General features: G+C 74.0%; 15 protein-coding genes. 4 read left to right on the top strand and 11 right to left on the bottom strand.

The window, feature by feature from the left end; all coding sequences use genetic code 11:
* Window positions 1-133: 133 nt before the first annotated feature.
* Window positions 134-829, bottom strand: coding sequence for a hypothetical protein (locus tag CLV63_RS17810; RefSeq protein WP_106584258.1), 696 nt, complete (start codon window positions 827-829; stop codon window positions 134-136).
* A 169-nt stretch (window positions 830-998) separates the two neighbouring features.
* On the opposite strand from CLV63_RS17810, the gene CLV63_RS17805 reads away from it, so the two are divergent.
* Window positions 999-1,571 carry a putative glycolipid-binding domain-containing protein gene (locus CLV63_RS17805; RefSeq protein WP_106584257.1) on the top strand — a complete coding sequence of 191 codons (573 nt, stop codon included), beginning with the start codon at window positions 999-1,001 and terminating at the stop codon, window positions 1,569-1,571.
* Between the two features lie 22 nt (window positions 1,572-1,593).
* Here the strand turns inward: CLV63_RS17805 and CLV63_RS33605 are convergent, their stop codons facing one another.
* Window positions 1,594-2,505, bottom strand: a complete 912-nt coding sequence (locus CLV63_RS33605; protein WP_170134252.1) for a Uma2 family endonuclease — start codon at window positions 2,503-2,505, stop codon at window positions 1,594-1,596.
* Between the two features lie 113 nt (window positions 2,506-2,618).
* On the opposite strand from CLV63_RS33605, the gene CLV63_RS17795 reads away from it, so the two are divergent.
* Window positions 2,619-3,284, top strand: a complete 666-nt coding sequence (locus CLV63_RS17795) for a DUF11 domain-containing protein (RefSeq protein ID WP_106584256.1) — start codon at window positions 2,619-2,621, stop codon at window positions 3,282-3,284.
* 13 nt (window positions 3,285-3,297) lie between these two features.
* Here the strand turns inward: CLV63_RS17795 and CLV63_RS17790 are convergent, their stop codons facing one another.
* Entirely contained in the window at window positions 3,298-4,284 is a 987-nt protein-coding gene (locus CLV63_RS17790; RefSeq protein ID WP_106584255.1) for a helix-turn-helix transcriptional regulator, read from the bottom strand.
* Between the two features lie 114 nt (window positions 4,285-4,398).
* Here CLV63_RS17790 and CLV63_RS17785 point away from each other — a divergent pair, with 114 nt between their 5' ends.
* Window positions 4,399-4,815, top strand: coding sequence for a VOC family protein (locus tag CLV63_RS17785; protein ID WP_106584254.1), 417 nt, complete (start codon window positions 4,399-4,401; stop codon window positions 4,813-4,815).
* Window positions 4,816-4,840: 25 nt separating this feature from the next.
* Here the strand turns inward: CLV63_RS17785 and CLV63_RS17780 are convergent, their stop codons facing one another.
* On the bottom strand, window positions 4,841-5,242 hold the full coding sequence (locus CLV63_RS17780; RefSeq protein WP_106584253.1) for an MmcQ/YjbR family DNA-binding protein: 402 nt from the start codon (window positions 5,240-5,242) through the stop codon (window positions 4,841-4,843).
* Between the two features lie 222 nt (window positions 5,243-5,464).
* Between CLV63_RS17780 and CLV63_RS17775 the strand changes: the two genes are divergently transcribed.
* A complete protein-coding gene (locus tag CLV63_RS17775; RefSeq protein WP_106584252.1) occupies window positions 5,465-6,670 on the top strand; it encodes a CaiB/BaiF CoA transferase family protein in 1,206 nt (401 codons plus the stop codon).
* Between the two features lie 123 nt (window positions 6,671-6,793).
* On the opposite strand, the gene CLV63_RS17770 is transcribed toward CLV63_RS17775, so the two are convergent.
* Genes CLV63_RS17770 through CLV63_RS17740 form a run of 7 tightly spaced genes read right to left on the bottom strand, consistent with a single transcriptional unit; the run spans window position 6,794 to window position 16,448 of the window.
* On the bottom strand, window positions 6,794-7,651 hold the full coding sequence (locus CLV63_RS17770; RefSeq protein ID WP_106584251.1) for a glutamate ABC transporter substrate-binding protein: 858 nt from the start codon (window positions 7,649-7,651) through the stop codon (window positions 6,794-6,796).
* A 54-nt stretch (window positions 7,652-7,705) separates the two neighbouring features.
* A complete protein-coding gene (locus CLV63_RS17765) occupies window positions 7,706-9,259 on the bottom strand; it encodes a hypothetical protein (RefSeq protein ID WP_146165594.1) in 1,554 nt (517 codons plus the stop codon).
* A gap of 6 nt (window positions 9,260-9,265) precedes the next feature.
* A complete protein-coding gene (locus CLV63_RS17760) occupies window positions 9,266-10,054 on the bottom strand; it encodes an FHA domain-containing protein (protein ID WP_106584249.1) in 789 nt (262 codons plus the stop codon).
* Window positions 10,055-10,078: 24 nt separating this feature from the next.
* A complete protein-coding gene (locus CLV63_RS17755; RefSeq protein ID WP_106584248.1) occupies window positions 10,079-11,386 on the bottom strand; it encodes a vWA domain-containing protein in 1,308 nt (435 codons plus the stop codon).
* Window positions 11,379-12,611: a PP2C family protein-serine/threonine phosphatase gene (locus CLV63_RS17750; protein ID WP_106584247.1), complete on the bottom strand. Its 1,233-nt coding sequence runs from the start codon at window positions 12,609-12,611 to the stop codon at window positions 11,379-11,381. Before CLV63_RS17750 ends, CLV63_RS17755 begins: the two co-directional genes overlap by 8 nt.
* A complete protein-coding gene (locus CLV63_RS17745; protein WP_106584246.1) occupies window positions 12,611-15,136 on the bottom strand; it encodes a serine/threonine-protein kinase in 2,526 nt (841 codons plus the stop codon). The genes CLV63_RS17750 and CLV63_RS17745 overlap by 1 nt, the downstream gene beginning before the upstream one ends.
* A 31-nt stretch (window positions 15,137-15,167) precedes the next feature.
* Window positions 15,168-16,448, bottom strand: coding sequence for a hypothetical protein (locus CLV63_RS17740; protein WP_211301353.1), 1,281 nt, complete (start codon window positions 16,446-16,448; stop codon window positions 15,168-15,170).
* Window positions 16,449-16,579 lie beyond the last annotated feature (131 nt).

Below are 16,579 nucleotides of genomic sequence, written 5' to 3'. Positions count from 1 at the left end.
TTCCCTCTTCGGCGGAGGGGGAGCCCTGCCGTTTCGGGAGGCGGACGCGCTCCCCCCGTCGGCGCCCTGCTTCGGCAGGGCGCCGGCTTTGTCCGCCGGGCGGGGCCGATGCGCCCGGGCGCGCCCCGCGGCCTCAGCGCCGGTATTCGCCGATCCACAGGTGGGGCGCCGTCTGGTGCAGGTGCGCCGCCATCTGCCGGTAGTCGCCGATACCGCGGATGACGATGCGCAGCCGCGCGCCCGGCAGGCCCGGTGCGGGCGGCGGCTCCTTCTCCGTTGCGGCGTGCAGCAGCGCGAGGCGGTTGCGCCGCCGCCCCGCGACGAATGCGGGGTCGTTCAGGAAGACCTCCACAGCGAAGTGCTGGCGTCCGTTGTCGGTGAGGGCGGCCTCGGCGATGGCCTTGCCGGCGGCCTGTCCCAGGCTGGTCGAGACCCCCTTCGCCGACATCGTGTAGCTGCCGCCGATGGCGCGCACCTGCGCCCACGGCACCAGTTCCGCCCCTTGCCGCATGACGTACCAGAGGCCGTGGCCGTCGACAGCGAGGCCGTGCGTGCGCAGGGCCGCCGGCAGCATGAGGAGCACGAGCAGCGAGATCGCTCCGAAGAACACGGCGATGACCGTCGCGATGATCCGCTCGCCGCCGGCCCCGCCGTTGGTCAGCACGGACTCCGGCCAGATCGCCCCCGCCGCGGCGCAGGCCGTGAGGAACAGCAGCGCCCCGACCCCCGCGAGGACGCAGCCGATCCCGCTGGCGCCCGAGTTGACGAACGCGGCGTCGGCCGCCGGCCACGGCCCGCCCGGGCGCCGGGGCGCCGGTAGCTGGTCCACGGTGGATTCCTCCTGTCGGGTGGGTGCGGGGACGCGCTGGTGCCGCCGCGCGGGGTGAGACGCGAGGGGCATCCTGTCGGTTCCCGCGTGCCCGGTAGGGGTGAGCGGTGGTGATCGCGGGCGCGCCGAGGGTTACGGCCCGAGGGCCTCCGTTGGTAGAACGGTGCCCATGGCCGACATGAGCGAACACCCCGTCGCGTGGCGCCGCATCGATGTGCCCGTGGGATCGGGACTCGGTTCGCTGATCGCGGAGCCCGACGGGTACCGCCTGGAGGGCGCCGAGATGGTGGCCGACGCCGCGCAGCGGTACTCCTGCCGGTTCACCGTCCGCACCGACCTGGCGTGGGTCACGCGCGAGGCGGAGGTGGAGGTGCTGTCGGCCGAGGGGGTCCGCACGGTCCGGCTGAGCGCGCGCGGCGGGCAGTGGACCGTCGACGGTGCGCGCGTGCCGCGGCTCGACGGCTGCGTGGACGTCGACGTCGCCGCGGTGCCGCTCACCAACACGCTGCCCATCCGGCGGCTCGGTATCGCCCCCTACGAGTACCGGGACGTCGCGGTGGTCTGGATCGACGTGCCGAGCCTCGACGTGCGGCGCATGACCCAGCGCTACACGCGCCGCACGCCGGCGGGCGGCCGCGACCGCTACCAGTACAGCGACCCCGAGTTCGGGGCGTTCGAGCTGACCGTCGACCGCGACGGCCTGGTGGTCGAATACCAGGGCCTCGCCGAGCGCCTCGGCTGACCGTGCGACGCGGCGGCCCTCGTCAGGCGTAGAGGGCCGCGACGTCGACGGTGACGGGGAAGGGGCTGTCGACGCTGAGGGTGCGGTGGGCGCGGGCGGTCTCGACGTGGCGCCCGGTGCCGGGGTCGAGGGCGTCCGCCGCCAGCACGGGCGCCCCGTTGCCGCGTCGGAGCCGCCACACGTGCGGGATCCCCGCCGCGGCGTAGGAGTGGGGTGCCGCGTCAGGGCCGGGGGCGCGGTCGGGCGCCGAGTCGACGTCGACGGCGAGGACGACGTCGCGCGCGGGGCGGTGCATGCGGGCGGGGTCGTCGGCGGGGCCGGGCGCGTAGACCACCAGGTCCGGTGATGCCATCGCGCCCCCGCCGAGGTCGACCGGCAGGCGCACGCCGACCCGCAGGGACGGGGGCGCCGCCGCGTCCAGCGCGGCGCCGAGGCGCACCAGGACCCGCGCGTCGAACTCCCGGTGCACCTGGGCCGGCGCGGCGGGGGCGGCAGGGCCGGCGGCGGCCGCAGTGGGGTGGTGGCCGCGCGGGCGTTCGAGGAGGGTGCCGTCGGGCGGCGCGAAGCCGAACCGGTGGTACAGCCCGTGCGCGTCGGCGGTGTGCAGCAGCCAGCGGGCGCCGCGCCCCGGCCCGTCCTCGATCATGGCCCGCACCAGTCCGCCGCCGAATCCGCGGCCCCGTGCGGCGTGCGCCACGAACACGTCGGCGAGGTAGCAGGTGGCGCCGTCGCCGAACGCGCGGGCGAACCCCACCATCGCGCCGGAGTCCGCCCGGTAGCAGCCGACCACCCGCCACGCGGAGTCGAGCTGCGCCTCGACGTCCGCACGGGTGCGGGCGCGACCCCAATAGGCGTGCTCGGACAGGAACGCCCAGACGGCGTCCCGGTCGACGCGGTCGGGATCGTCGTCGAACTCGAACTCCACTGTGTCCATGGTTTCGGCCTCTTTCTGCGCGACACACGCGCCAGGGGGCGCGTTCGTCAACCAGACGATTACTGAGAGTTACTATTTGGGTGGCGTGTTCGCCGCGGGGGAGTGGAGGGGCGATGGTCCTGTACCGGAACGGTGCCGCGGTGCCGCGTGCCCCGATCCGGACGGTGGCCACCGCCGCGGTCCTGGCGTGGGGATTCGCCGCGCCCGCGGTGGCCGACGGCGGGCCGGCGACCGCCGGGCGGCCCGCCCTGTCCATCGCGGTGTCCGACACGCTCGACACGATGGCCAAGGGCGACCACACCACCTACCGGATCACCCTCCGCAATGACGGCGCCGAGGACGTCGAAGGGGTCGCCGTCCACCAGACCCTGCCGGTGGGGATGGCGCTCCTCGACCACGCCCCGGAGGGCGCCCGGACGGACACCGGGGTCTCCTGGGCGGCGGACCTCCCCGCCGGTGCCGAGGTCGAGTACACGGTGCGTGCGCGCATGGGCGCCTCGGACGCCGACGTCTGGCGCGCCACGGCCACCGCGTGCGCGACACGGGGCGCCGGAACCCGGCCGCTGGTGTGCGCGTCGGACGCCAACCTGCTCCCCGCTGGGGCCGCGGCGGGCGGCGGGCCGCGGGGCACCCACGACGCCGGGGTCCCCGCCGCGCGGTGGCAGCTGGCGGTGGCGGCCGCGGTCGTGCTCGCCGTGGTCGCCGGCGCGGCGTTCGTCCTGCTGTGCCATCGGATCGGCCCGTACCGCACCATCAGCGGGGCGGCGGGGCGCGGGTAGCTGCACGGGTCCGCTACGCCGCGGGCGTGTTGGCGCCGTCGGCCGGTTCGCGGGCGGCGTCACCGTAGCGCGCGGCGAGGCGCCCCAGGTGGGCGCGCAGCTCCGGCGGGTCGAGCACGGTGAAGGCGATGTCGAGCGCCCCGAGGAAGGACGCGAGGTCGTGCAGCGAGTCACTGCCGGTCTGGAGGAGGCAGGTCTCGGAGTCGAGCACGCTGAGGATCCCGGCGCCCGGGGTGATGCGCTCGGCGACGGTCTCCGCGGGCGCGTGGAACCGCACGCGGGCCCGGTGCTGCCACGCGAGCAGGCCCAGGCCGCGCAGGACGTGGGCGGCGGCGTCGCCGTCGGGGGGTTCGCGGGGGACGTATCGGGGCCCGTTGGGGTGGCGCGGGCGGATCCGGTCGGCGCGGAAGGTGCGCCAGTCGTCGCGTTCGGTGTCCCAGGCGAGCAGGTACCAGCGGTGCCCGGTGTGGACGAGGCGGTGCGGCTCGACCTGGCGCAGGGACGTCGTGCCCCGGCGGTCCAGGTAGTCGAACCGCAGCCGCTCGCAGCGGCGCGCGGCGTCGGCGATGGCGGTCAGCGTGGCCGGGGCGACCGTGGGCCCGCTCTTCGCGGCGGAGACGGTGGCCGCGCGGAGGGCGTCGACCCTGGCGCGGAGCCGCGCGGGCAGCGTCTGCTCCAGTTTCGCCAGCGCCTGGAGCGAGGTGTCCTCGATGCCGGTGACGGATCCGCCGGCCGCGGAGCGCAGGCCGACGGCGACCGCGACGGTCTCGTCCTCGTCCAGCAGCAGGGGCGGCAGGGCGTGCCCGGCGCCGAGCCGGTAGCCGCCGGCCGTGCCCGGGCTCGAGGTCACCTCGTAGCCGAGGAGGCGCAGCCGCTCCATGTCGTTGCGGACGGTGCGGGTGGTCACGCCGAGCCGGCCCGCGAGTTCGGGGCCCGGCCACGCGCGGCGCGCCTGGAGCAGTGACAGGAGCCGCATCAGGCGGACCGAGGTCTCCAGCATCGGTCGGACCTTCCCTTCCTTGCGGAACCGGAGCTTCCGCGAGCCCTCCTAGTGTCCTCTTCGGGAAGCCGCGGAGATCACCGGGGTCTTCGGGCCGGACACGAGGGAGCGATCATGCTGCGCGGATTCACCACGGTCAGTTACTGGGCGGACGATGTCGCCGCGGCACGGCGCTGGTACACCGAGCTGCTCGGGGTCGAGGCCTACTTCGAGCGGCCGGGGAACGGCCTGCCGCCGGCCTACGTCGAGTTCCGGGTCGGCGACTACCAGCATGAACTGGGCCTGATCAGCACGGACTACGCACCGGCGGACGCGCGGCCGGGCCCTGGCGGGGCGGTCATGTACTGGCACGTCGACGACGTCGCCGCGGCCGTGGAGCGACTGGTGTCGCTGGGGGCGACGGAGTACCAGCCGATCACGCACCGCGAGGCGGGGTTCGTGACCGCATCGGTGGTCGACCCGTTCGGCAACGTGCTCGGCGTCATGTACAACCCCCACTACCTGGAGGTCCTCGCCGCGCGGACGGCGTGAGCGGTACCGCAGCGGGCGGCCGGTACTACGGCGGGTCGGGGACGGGCGGCAGGTCGGTGCCGAGGACGGCGAGCAGCCGTTCTCGGTCGGCCTTGCGCAGCCCCGACACGACCCGCTCGTAGGAGTGCCGCAGCATCTCCACGATCTCGTCGTCGGGGACCGTGCCGTCGAGCAGCACACTGTTCCAGTGCTTCTTGTTGACGTGGTAGCCGGGGATCACCGCGCCGAACTGGCCGCGCAGCTCCAGGGCGAGCGCGGGTTCGCACTTGAGGGTCAGGTGCGCGGGCATGGCGCGCCCGTCCTCGGGCTGCATGAGTGCGAAGATCCGGTCGGCGACCCGGTACACCAGCAGGTTCGGGCCGAACGGCTCGTCTTCGGCGCTTTCGGGGAACCACAGCGCGGCATCCATGATCTGCTCCGGGACCACCGGGCCTCCTCTGCTCCGCTGCCGGTACGGGTCCCCAGGAGCCTAGGGCAGGGGTGCGACGGAATGGGGCGGGAAGGGGGGCGTGGCGGATCGGGGCACGGCGGATCGGGCACGGCAGGGGCGCGACGGGGGGCGCTGCGATCAGCCGGCAGCGGGCCGAGGTAGCGTCGCCACGGCGGGCCGCCGGGCACGGCGGCGCGGACGCGGGCGGGCGGAGGGCTGATGGTGCGGGACGCCGACGGCGAAGCGCGGTACGGGAGCGGCGACCGGCCCGGCGGGCTCCGGCCGGGCGCGCTCGACGGGATCACCATCGTGGACTTCTCGCGGGTGCTGGCGGGGCCGCTGGTGACCATGGTGCTGGCCGACCTGGGCGCCACCGTCGTCAAGGTCGAGCGCCCCGGGACCGGCGACGACACCCGCTCGTGGGGACCGCCGCACGACCCCACCGGCGAGGCCACCTACTTCCTGTCGGTGAACCGCAACAAGACCAGCGCGGTGCTCGACCTGGGCACACCCGAGGGCGTGCGGCGCGCACGGGAACTCGTCGCGGGCGCCGACGTCCTTGTGGAGAACTTCCGCCCCGGGGTGATGGACCGCCTCGGGCTCGGCTACGCGGACCTGCACGCGGCGCACCCGTCCCTCGTCTACTGCTCCATCAGCGCGTTCGGTCGGGGGGCCGGCGCGGCGCTGCCAGGCTACGACCTGCTCGTCCAGGCGGTGGGCGGGTTGATGAGCGTCACGGGAGACCCCGGCGGCGAGCCGCAGAAGGTGGGGGTGGCGCTGGTCGACGTCATCGCCGGGCTGTACGCCACCGTCGGGATCCTCGCGGCGCTGCGGCACAGGGAGAGGACGGGCGTCGGCCAGCGCGTCGAGGTGGAGCTGCTCATGGCGCTGCTCGCCTCGCTGTCCAACCAGGCGGCCGCCTACACGGGAGCGGGCGTGGTGCCCGCGCGGATGGGCAACGCCCACCCCAGCATCGCCCCGTACGCCACCTACCCGACCGCCGATGGGACGCTGGCGCTCGCCGTCGGCAACGACCGGCAATTCGCGGCGCTCGTCCACAGCCTGGGGATATCGGAGCTGGCGCGTGACCCCCGGTTCGCCACCAACGGGCAGCGGGTGGCGCACCGCGATGAGCTGCGTGCGCTCCTTGAGGAGCGGTTCCGCGACCGGGGGACCGCGCAGTGGGCGGCAGAGCTGACGGCGGCCGGTGTGCCGTCCGGGCCCGTCAACGACATCGCCGCGGCGTTCTCCCTGGCGCAGGACCTGGGGCTGGAGCCGGTCGTCGCCATCCCCCGCGGCGACGGTGCCCCCGACGTGCGGCTGCCGCGCAACCCCATCACCCTGTCGGCGACCCCGGCCCATTACCCGGCCCCACCGCCGCTGTTCCCCGGGGAGGACCCCGCCGACCCCGCCCCGGAGCCCTGACCCCGCCCGGGAGCACCTCGCCGCATGCAGACCGGCGGTGCGGAGGGCGGCGCGGCGCCCGCGAACACGCGGCGGCCGTCCGCTCGGTGAGTGGACGGCCGCGGCTTCAGGTCGGGTTGCGGCTCAGCTACAGCCCTCGAACTGCGGGACGCTGGTGCGCACATTCAGGTCGGTCTTGCCGAACCACTTCTTCAGCAGGTCGGCGGCCGTGCCGTCCTGGTACATCTTGGTGATGGCCTTGTTCGCCGCCTCGCAGCCGCCGAGGTCGCCCTTTGCCAGGCCGATCCCGTAGTTCTCGTCGGTGAAGGGCGCGTTGACGAACCGGAACGCGTCGGGGTCCTCACCGAGGAAACCGGCGAGGATCAGGTCGTCCGTCGAGACCGCGTCGGTGTCGCCCGCCGCGAGCTCCTTGATGCAGTCGGCGTAGGTCTCGGCCTCGGTCACCTTCGCCGCGACCCCCAGCCCGTCGCGCACCCGCGCGCCGGAGTTCGACCCGGCCTCCTGGCACAGGTTGCGGCCCTTCAGGTCGCGGACGTTGTCGACGGCGTTCTCGTCGGCCCGTACCAGGACGTCCTGATGCGCCACGTAGTACGCGCCGGCGAAGGTGACCTCGGTCTTGCGGGTCGGGGTGATGGAGTACGTGGCGGCGATCATGTCGACGTCGCCGTCCACCAGGGCCTTCTCGCGCTGGTCCGAGGTCACCGCCTGCCATTCGATGTCGTCCTCGGAGAAGCCCAGCTCCTTGGCGACGTAGGTGGCGACGTCGACGTCGAAGCCCTCGAACCTGCCTTCGCCGACCTCCAGGCCGAGGCCCGGCTGGTTGGCCTTCACCCCGATGCGCAGGGTGTCGGCGTCGAGGATGGTCGAGGTCTCGCCCTGCGCGACACCGCAGGAGGTCGCGCCGAGCAGGGCCGCCATGGCGACGGCGCACACGCCGAGGGCGCGCCTGCCGCGCGAAACGCTGCCGGAGAGCGCGCTCATCGTGCGTCCTTTGCGTGGGTCGGGAGCGGTGGTGTCCATCGGTGCGTCGCCCTCCTAGCGGTATTCGGCGAGCCGGGGCCGCACCCCGGCCAGCACCAGGCCGGCGATGATCACCGCGGTGACCGGGATGCCGACGGCCCACCCGGTGATCCACCGGTCGCCGGACTCGATGGCGGAGTCGAAGGCTCCGCGGTGCAGCGTGTAGAGCTCTTCGAGGGACTTGTCGTAGCGGTCGAACTCGCCGCGCACCTCGCCGTCGTTGGCGCCCATGCGCAGGGCGATGGCGTCGCGCCGGTCGCCGTCGGACACGAGGCCGCGCATCTTGCGGTCGGACTCCTGGTAGGTCTGGTAGGAGGCCATCACGTCGTCGAGCGCCTCGGGCTGGCCCGCGATGTCGCCGGACCTCTCCTGCTCGCCGAGGAAGCCGAGCATCCGGTTCTCGTCGCCGATCGGGGGGATGTCGCCGTTCTCGTAGTCGGCGATGCCCTTGTCGACCTTGGAGTAGTACGCGTTCAGGTTGTCGACGTCCACGAACAGGATCGACTGGGAGCTGTCGAGGTACACCTGCTGGTAGGTGTCCGCGCGCCGCGGGTCGAGCAGGAAGCGGCTCTGGTCGCCGTGGATCCCCATGCCGATGGCGCGGGCGCGCGACACGGCGAGGACGGAGTCGAACCCTTCCTCTTTCGCCCGCTGCATGTTCTGCGCCTCGTAATAGGACACCCCCGCCGCCCCGAGGGTCACCAGGGTGGTGCCGACGATGGCGGCGGCGATGGCGGGGTTGAGCCGGCGGCGGAACGCGCGGGCCAGGTAGACGTGCAGCCGGGTCAGCAGCAGCACCGCGATGATGCCGGTGAGGCCGATGGCGGCGGCGCCGCCGAGGACCCAGGTGCGCTCCGTCTCGTAGGTGGTGCGCACGATCGACGCGTTGTCGAGGGTGAGGTTGTAGGCCTTGGGCAGCACTTCGAGGCGCATCAGCTCGGTGGCCTCGCGGTACTTCTTCAGCACCGGCGCCGGCGGGGAACCCGGCCGGTAGTCGTTCTGCTCGCTGAGTTGCAGCGCCTCCGACGCGAGCCGCTCGTAGCGGCCCATGCCGTCGAGGGTCTCCTGAACCGTCTTCTGCTGGGTGGGGTCGGAACCGGCGAGCTGCGCGGCCTGGAGCATGGCGTTGTTCGCCTCGCTGCGGCGCTGCTCGTACAGGTCCAGCGACTCGGCGCGGCCCAGCCCGAGACTGCTCTCCTCGCCGATGAGCAGGACGTTGGCGACCTGCGCGTCCATGTCGCTGAGCGCGAAGTAGAGGTCGGCGGTCGCCACGACCTGCGGCCCGGCGTCGTGCCCGATGACCTGGAGGCCGTCGCGCGCGTGCGTGTAGATGACCGCGACCGTGGCGAACAGCAGCGCGATGGCGGTGATCGCCGCGAGCGTCATGGCGCGCACGCGCGCGGGCGTGGAATCGGGCCGCAGCGTCCGGCTGAGCAGCCGCATGGCGCGCCCCCGCTCGGCGGGAAGCCCGCTGTCGCGGTCGTCGGCCGCCACGGCACCGCCGCCGTTCACCGCGGGGTCCCGCGGCGCCCCCGGAGCCCCTGGGGGCGGGGTCAGATCCGTCGACATGGCGGATCATCCTCTCCGTAAAGTGATGACGGTCCACGCGCCGACGTAGATGCGGTCGCGGTCGTTCACCGGAATCTCGGTATTGACGGGTACGAGGTCGGGGGACCCGTTGAGCATGGTGCCGTTCGCGGAGCCGGGGTCGACCAGCGCCCACGACCCGTCGGGCTTCGCGATCAGCACGGCGTGCATGTGCGACACGGCGGGGTCCTCGGGCGGGGTGGCGAGGTCGATCTCCGGCGAGATGCCCCGCGACCGGCTGCCGCGGCCGATGTGGATCCGCGACCCGTACATCGGGACCTGCCGCTGCGGGCTGTACGGCGGGAACGCGATGGCGCCGGGGTCGAGTTCGCCGCGGTCTACCTGCGACCGGTAGTAGGCGAGGTCGGCCGTGACCACGGCGGTCCAGCTCCCCGTGATGGGGTTCGACGGCTGCGAGCGGGCCTGCGCCGGGACCTGGGGGCCGCCGGTGTCGGCCACCGGCGGCACCGGGGGGACCGGCGGCGGCTCCGGCGCGGGCTCGGGGACCTGCGGTTTCGGCGGCGCGGTGCTGTTGTGGTCGCGCCCGCACGCCTCGCAGAACCGGCCGGTGACCGGGAACTGGCAGTCGGCGCATACGCCGCCCTCAGGGGCCGGCGCGCCGCCGGGGTCGACCGGCGGCGGGAACGCCATCGACGGCCCGGTGGGCGGCGGCAGCCGCCCCACGGACCCGCTCGGCGGCGCGGCGGACATGCGGATGCCGCAGACGTCGCAGTACTCGTCGTCCGTCGAATTGTGCCCTGCCGCACACGTCGGCATGAAAGGACCCCTCCTAGAGCAGGATCAGCCCGCGTTGTTGCCGGGCCCGGCGGCCCGGCGTCCCCCGATACCCACGGTCCGGGTGGACCTGGTGTTCAGCGACATCTCGTCTTCCTTGTCGACGTTGCGCTTCAGCCGTGCGGTGCCGCTCTCCTTGTCGACCTCGACGACCTTGCGCAGCAGTCGTGCGGTGCCCTCGTTGCCGGACTCCTCGGCGAGCTGCATGGCCCGGCCCAGCCGCGCGGTCGCCGTGTGCTCGTCGTTGTTGTCGCGTGCGCGCAGCCCCTCCTGGATGGCCGCCGCGAGCTCGACCTGGCCGGTGTAGTGCGCCACGCGCGGGTTGAGCTGGGTGGACTTCGCTTCGTCGTCGGTCCACTCGGCGAGGATGTTGCCGGTGGCGAGGACGGTCTCCGCGGCGCCGCCGGCGACGAGCTTCACCCACCCGGCGCGCATTTCGCGGCCGGGGTCGCCGGCCGGCACCTCCACGCAGATGTGGTAGTCGCGGGCTTCGTCGCCCCAGGAGCCGGTGGGATAGTCGCCGGCCTGCGCACCGGATTCGGTGCGCTTGGCGGTGAGGTCCTCGACGGTGGGCGCGACCTGCTTGACGAACCGCAGGGTGGCGTTCTGCGGGGTCCACACCCGGAGGGCGACGTCGGCGACGGCCTTGCCCATGGCGGCCTCCGCCATGGCGCGGAAGTCGTCCTCCATCTCCTCGGGTTTGAGGATGTCGACGGTGCCGAGCAGCGCGGAGGAGATCTTGCGGACCTCCTCGACGTTCCAGTCGGTGCCGACGCCGCGGCAGTCGCACACGAAGCGCCCGGCGCAGTACGCGAGGGTGCGGTCGAAGGTCGAGGTCAGCTCGTGGTTCTGGCCGTCGGTGAGCAGGATGGCGTGCTTGATGGCCTGCGGGAACGGCTCGAACATCCGCGCGGCGAGGTTCAGCCACGGCCCCATGGTGGTGCCGCCGTAGGCGTCGAGCCTGCCGATGGCGGCCTTGGCGTCCTCGCGCGTCGCGGCGGACACCTCGACGAGCTGCTCCTGCGGCGGGTAGATCATCTGCGTGGTGTCGGTCCCCGCGACGATGGCGAAGTGGACGCCGTCGCGCAGGGCGTCGACCGCGGCCTTCGCGGCGCGCTTCGCCGCGGCGATCTTCGCGCCGTGCATGGACCCCGAGGCGTCGATGATGATCACCTCGGCGGCCTGGGCGTGGGCGGCGGCCCCGCCGGATCCGCCGCTCGCCTCGACGCTCACGACGGCGTGCACCTCGCGGCTGCCGAGCGGCAGGTGCCGGTTCTGGTCGACGTGCACGGTGAAGGCGGGCAGGTCACTCATTGCTCGGGCTCCCTGGGTAGTGCGGCCGGTCGGGTGCCGACTGGGCCGGTTCTGGCTGGACGTGGCCGGTGCTGGGCCCGGTGGCAGGCGGGTCGAAGGAGAACGCCTTCCCGGACGGCGGGCCCCCGTGCGCCGCGGCGGGCTGGGGGCGCAGCGGCACCGGGATCACGACGACGGTGATGTTGTCGTGCCCGCCGGCCTCGTTGGCGAGCCGGACGAAGGTGCGCGCCGCGGCCAGCGGGTCGGCTCCGGCGTCGGGCACGGCGGCCGCGAGGTCCTCGGCCTCGGGGAAGTAGTTCCACAGGCCGTCGCTGCACACGAGGATCGAGCCGGGCCCGCGCGGCGCGATGGCGGACACGTGGACGTCGAGCTCTGGTGCGTCGCCGCCGAGCCACGCGATGAGGGCGTGGGCGTTGCCGGAGTTCTGCGCCTCCTCAGCGGTCAGCGCCCCGGCGGCGACCATCTGCTCGGCCCAGGAGTCGTCGCGGGTGAGGGCGACCGGTGCGGTGGGCCGCTCGCCGGGGGCCGCGCCGTCGGCCGTGCCCGGCACCCAGTAGGCGCGGCTGTCGCCGACCCAGCCGATGGTGATGTCGCCGCCGCTGCCGGCGTCGGCGCCCACGAGCGCCGAGACGTAGGTGCACGCCGGGGCGCTGCGCATCGAGGTGGCGAGGCCGGCGACCCCCTGGGCGGCTGCGGTCAGCGCGGCGCGGGTGGCGCGCGCGGGGTCCTGCCCGGCCGCGACCTCGGCGGCGAGGACCCGGGCACCGGTGTCGGCGCCCAGCTCGGAGGCGTTCTCCGGGGTGGGGGACGAGGAGACGCCGTCGCACACCACGGCCGCGACCAGAGGACCGCCGTCGGGCGCGGTGGCGCCGACGATGGCCATGGAGTCCTCGTTCTTCTTGTGCCTGCGGCCGCGGTCGCTGGCGCCCGAGGCGAGGTCGAGGTGGAGTTCGACGTGGTCGCGGGCGCTCGGCTGCGACAGTCCGCAGCCCTCGCAGTAGCCGTCGCTGACCCGCGCACCGCAGTAGGCGCACCCGCTGCGCACCGGGGGCCCGGTGGGGGCGGGCGCGATGACCGTGCCGTGCCCGTTGGCGGCGCCGAACCCCGCTGCCGGGGCCGCCCCCGCGTCGGGGCCGTTGCCGTCGAGGCGCTTGCCGCACGCTTCGCAGAAGGTGTCGCCGTCGAAGAGTTCGGCCCTGCATTCGGGGCAGGCGAGCTCCGCCATCACACCCACGTCCTCGGGCGCAGGCGGTTGGCCTCGTCGATGAGCTCGTTGCGTTCGGCGAGGTCGCCCGCTGAGCGGGCCAGCCCGCGGAAGGAGTCCTCCAGGTTGAGGCGGAGGCCGTCCTCGGTGAACGGGCGGTTCAGCAGCACGGTGCCGGGCGCGGCGCGGTTGCCGGCCTCGGTCCAGCGCAGCGCGGCCTCGCAGATCTCGGCGGCGAGCTTGTTGTGCGCCTCGCCGCGCAGCCCGAGGAGTTCGAGGCGGCGCCCGGCGTTGAGCAGGTGGCCTTCCGTGAGCCGGGCGGGGTCGAAGCCCGCGACGCCGCCGCCGACCTGCGCCACGATCGCCGCCATCTGCGCGGGCAGGTACAGGCTGGACAGTTCGGGGACGCTGTCGAGGACGTCGACCGCACCGGCCTGGTCGCCCTGCGCCAGGCAGGCGCGGGCGAGGCCGAACGCGGCGCTGACGAAGGAGTAGTCGGTGTTCCACACCAGGCCGTAGTAGCGGGCGGCCTCGTCGAGTTTGCCGAGGCCGAAGCAGGCCGCGGCGAGTCCCAGCTTGGGCGCGGCCTCGCCGGGCAGGTGGTCGTAGAGGTACTGGTAGCGGTCGTGGGCCTCCTCGAAGGCCCCGGCGCTCAGCGCGATGAGCGCGCGGTACCAGGAGGTGCGCCAGTCGCCGGGGTGGGCCTGCTCGACCTCGTCGAGCGGCACCGCGGCCTCCTCGGGGTTGCCGAGGGAGATGAGGGCGCGGGTGAGCATCAGCCGGGTCTCGGTGGTGGGCTTGGACACCGCGCGCAGGCGGCGCACCAGCTCCTCGGCCGACAGCCCGGTGAAGCCCGACAGCATCCCGGCGAACGCGTCGTCGGCGTCGGTGAGCGGGATGGGCAGCGTGGTGGCGAGGGTGAGGTCGTCGGGGGTCGCCAGCAGGTGCTCCGGGTCGTCGGACTGGGCGACGAAGTGCTCGGGGCCGAACAGGTCGGACGCCGCCGGCCGGGGCTGGCCGTCGATGGTCGCCAGCACCTCCCGAAGGACGCCGGTGAGCTGCTCGGCCATGTCGGCGGAGTCGTGGAAGCGGCGCTCCATGTCGGCGTGGGTGGACCGCCGCAGGAAGCGGTCGAACGACTCGTGGAGTTGCAGCAGCGGCACCGACTCGCGCGGCGGCAGTGTGTGCGGGTGCTCCCGCATGAAGCTGAACGGAAAGCTGAGGACGGCCAGCGACCGGCCGACGGTGTAGAGGTCGAAGCTGATGGTGGGCCCGGGGTTGAGCAGTTCGGCCTCGGGGACCCGGTACCCGGGCGTGGCGTAGACGGGGCTGTCGGCGTCGTCGACGGAGCGCACGCCGCCGAGGTCGAGCAGCTTTATCTGCTCTTCGCTCTGGATGATGTTGTCGGGCTTGAAGTCGCAGTACAGCAGGCCCTTGCTGTGCAGGTAGCCGAGCGCGCGCAGGGACTCCAGGCCGTAGGCGATGACCTGGTCGAGCGGCAGCCGGGCGTGCTCGCCGTCGGCCTTGCGGCGGTCGGAGAGGAGCTCCTTGAGGGAGCGGCCCCCGACGTACTCCATGACGATGTGCCCGGTGGGCGTGCCGGTCTTGGGGTCGGGGTGCTGCACGAAGTTGATGATCTTGACGATGTTGGGATGCTCGACCTGGGCGAGGAACGCCCGCTCGGCGGCGGCGGCCTTGTGCGCCTCGGCGTCGCCGGTGTTGAGGAGCCCCTTGAGGACCACCCAGCGGTCGCTGACGTTGCGGTCGCGCGCCAGGTAGATCCAGCCCAGGCCGCCGTGGGCGATGGCGCCGAGGACCTCGTACTGGCCGGCGACGAGGTCGCCGGGCTTGAGCTTGGGGGTGAAGGAGAACTCCGCGCCGCAGTTGCGGCAGAACCCGTCGACCCGCCCGGGGCGCCCTTCGCGGGACCGTCCGACGGGTTCGGTGCAGTTGCCGCAGTAGCGGTCCTTCTCGGGCACCTCGGGGTTGGTCATGAGGGCTTCGGACGGGTCGCGGGTGGGCACCGGCGGGATCCGGACCATGCCCATACCGAGGAGGCCGCGCGAGGACCCCGACCGCGCGGACCCCACCCGCCCCGAGGGGGTGCTGCCGGTCATGAACGCGCCGGAGACCGAACGCCCCGACAGCGAGCTGCCGGTGACCGACCGGCCGGAACCGGAGCGGCCGGAGAAGGTGCGGCCCGAAGGCGAGCGGCCCGAGGGGGTGCGGCCGGACGGCGAGCGGCCCGAGGGGGTGCGCCCGGAGCCGTGTCGGCCCGGGGCAGGGGGGCCGGCGGCCTGGTGCGCCGGCTGCTGCGGCGCGCCGTACTGCGGCGGGGCCGCGCGGTGCTGGCCCCGCGGCGGCGGGCCCTGCGGGCCCGCGGGGTGCGGGCCGCCGGGAGGGGGGCCCGCCTGGTGCGGTGCCGGCCCGGGTGCGGCCGGCCCGGCCGGCTGCTGCGGGGCCTGGGGCGACGGAGCCATGCCGCAGGCGGTGCAGTAGCCGTCCTCGATGGTCCCGGAGCACCCGGGGTCGGTGCACTGGTTCATGATCTCGCCTCGCCGTACTTGGGGCCGTGGTTCACGGTCTGCCGCCGGGACCGTCGCCGTGGCCGTTGCCGGAGTTCACCGGGCCGGAGTGGGATCCGCCGGGTTTCTGGATCGCCTGCTGGTACTGCGCCAGGACCTTCGTCGCCGCGCGGAGGTCGCACGGCGCGCTCCAGAGGAGGTCGCGGGCCTCGCTGTGCAGCCGGATGACCTCGGGATCCTCGGCGCAGCCCAGCCGGACCGCTTTGATCTTGTAGGCGTCGAGGCGCCCGCGGAGCTCGCTGCGGCGGCCCAGCAGGCCGAGGACGCTCTGCTCCGCGGCGTGCGCCGCCGCGGCCGCGGTGTCGGCCGCGGCCTGGAGGTCGGCCATCGCCGCGGCGAGGTCGCCCCACCGGCCCTCGGCGCGCAGCCCGCCGAGGGCGTCGAGGCGGGCGCGGAGACCGGCGGAGTGGTCGCCGATGGGGTCGGCCGCGGGAGCCGAGATCTTCGCGACGACCTGGGCGCGGGTGTCGACGGCGGACCGGGCCGCCGCCTCGGCCGCGTCGACGGACCCGGTGAGCAGGGCGAACCGCGGCTCGAAGTCGGCCTTGAGCGCGGCGGCCTCGGTGAGTTCCGCCGCCAGCTCCTCGGCCTCGGCGGTGCGGCGGTCGAACTCGGCGAGCCGCGCGGGATCGGGCACGCCGCGCTGCGGGCCGGACTCGGTGAGGAACGACAGCGGGTCGGAGCGCACGGAGTCGCGGAGGGCGGCGATTTCGCCGGCCAACCGGTCGCGGCCCGTGTGCTCGACCCCGACCTCCCCGTACCGGGTCTCGGCCCTGGCCCAGGCCTCCTCGACGGCCTGCAAACGCGGCAGGAGCACCGTCCACGCGGAGTCGGCAGCGGAGATCATCTCGACGGCGGAGTCGTAGGCGGTGGTCATGCGGGCCACCGCTTTGTCGAGTGTCAGCCGCTCGGTGGCGTCGGTGGGGTCGAGGAGGGTGCGTTGGGAGAACCGGCTCTGCTCGCGGGGCAGCTCCACGGACTCGCCGGTGAGGAGCCGGGTGAGTTCGGCGAGGTCGTCGTGGCTGGGCCGGCTGATCTGGGCGCGCATCGCGGTGGCCTGCTCCACGACCCTGCGGTAGGCGTCGAACACCTGCCACAGTTCGGTGGTGTGGACGGCTGCGGCGGCCCAGCGCTGCTCGGTGCGGCCCGAGAGCGCGGCGCCCTTGAGGAACTGGTGGCCCTGGTTGTTGTCGAGGTCGACGAGGTTGATGGAGATGCGCTCGCGGTCGCCGGTGACGCGGGCGAGGGCATGGTCGATCGCGTCAAGTGCCATGGGCGGCCCTTCGGACCCAGGGGTGCCCACCACCGACCGCGTACCCCCTCATGCGCGCCGCGCGCGTTCTCGGACCAGAGAGAGACCTCTGCCATTGTGTCCCGAGTGTGCTGTGCCGGAATCTCAAAGTC

The organism is Murinocardiopsis flavida, from assembly GCF_003014485.1.
Taxonomy (GTDB): domain Bacteria; phylum Actinomycetota; class Actinomycetes; order Streptosporangiales; family Streptosporangiaceae; genus Murinocardiopsis; species Murinocardiopsis flavida.
The sequence above is the reverse complement of the archived record's forward strand: the minus strand, read 5'-3'. Positions and strand labels throughout refer to the sequence as shown.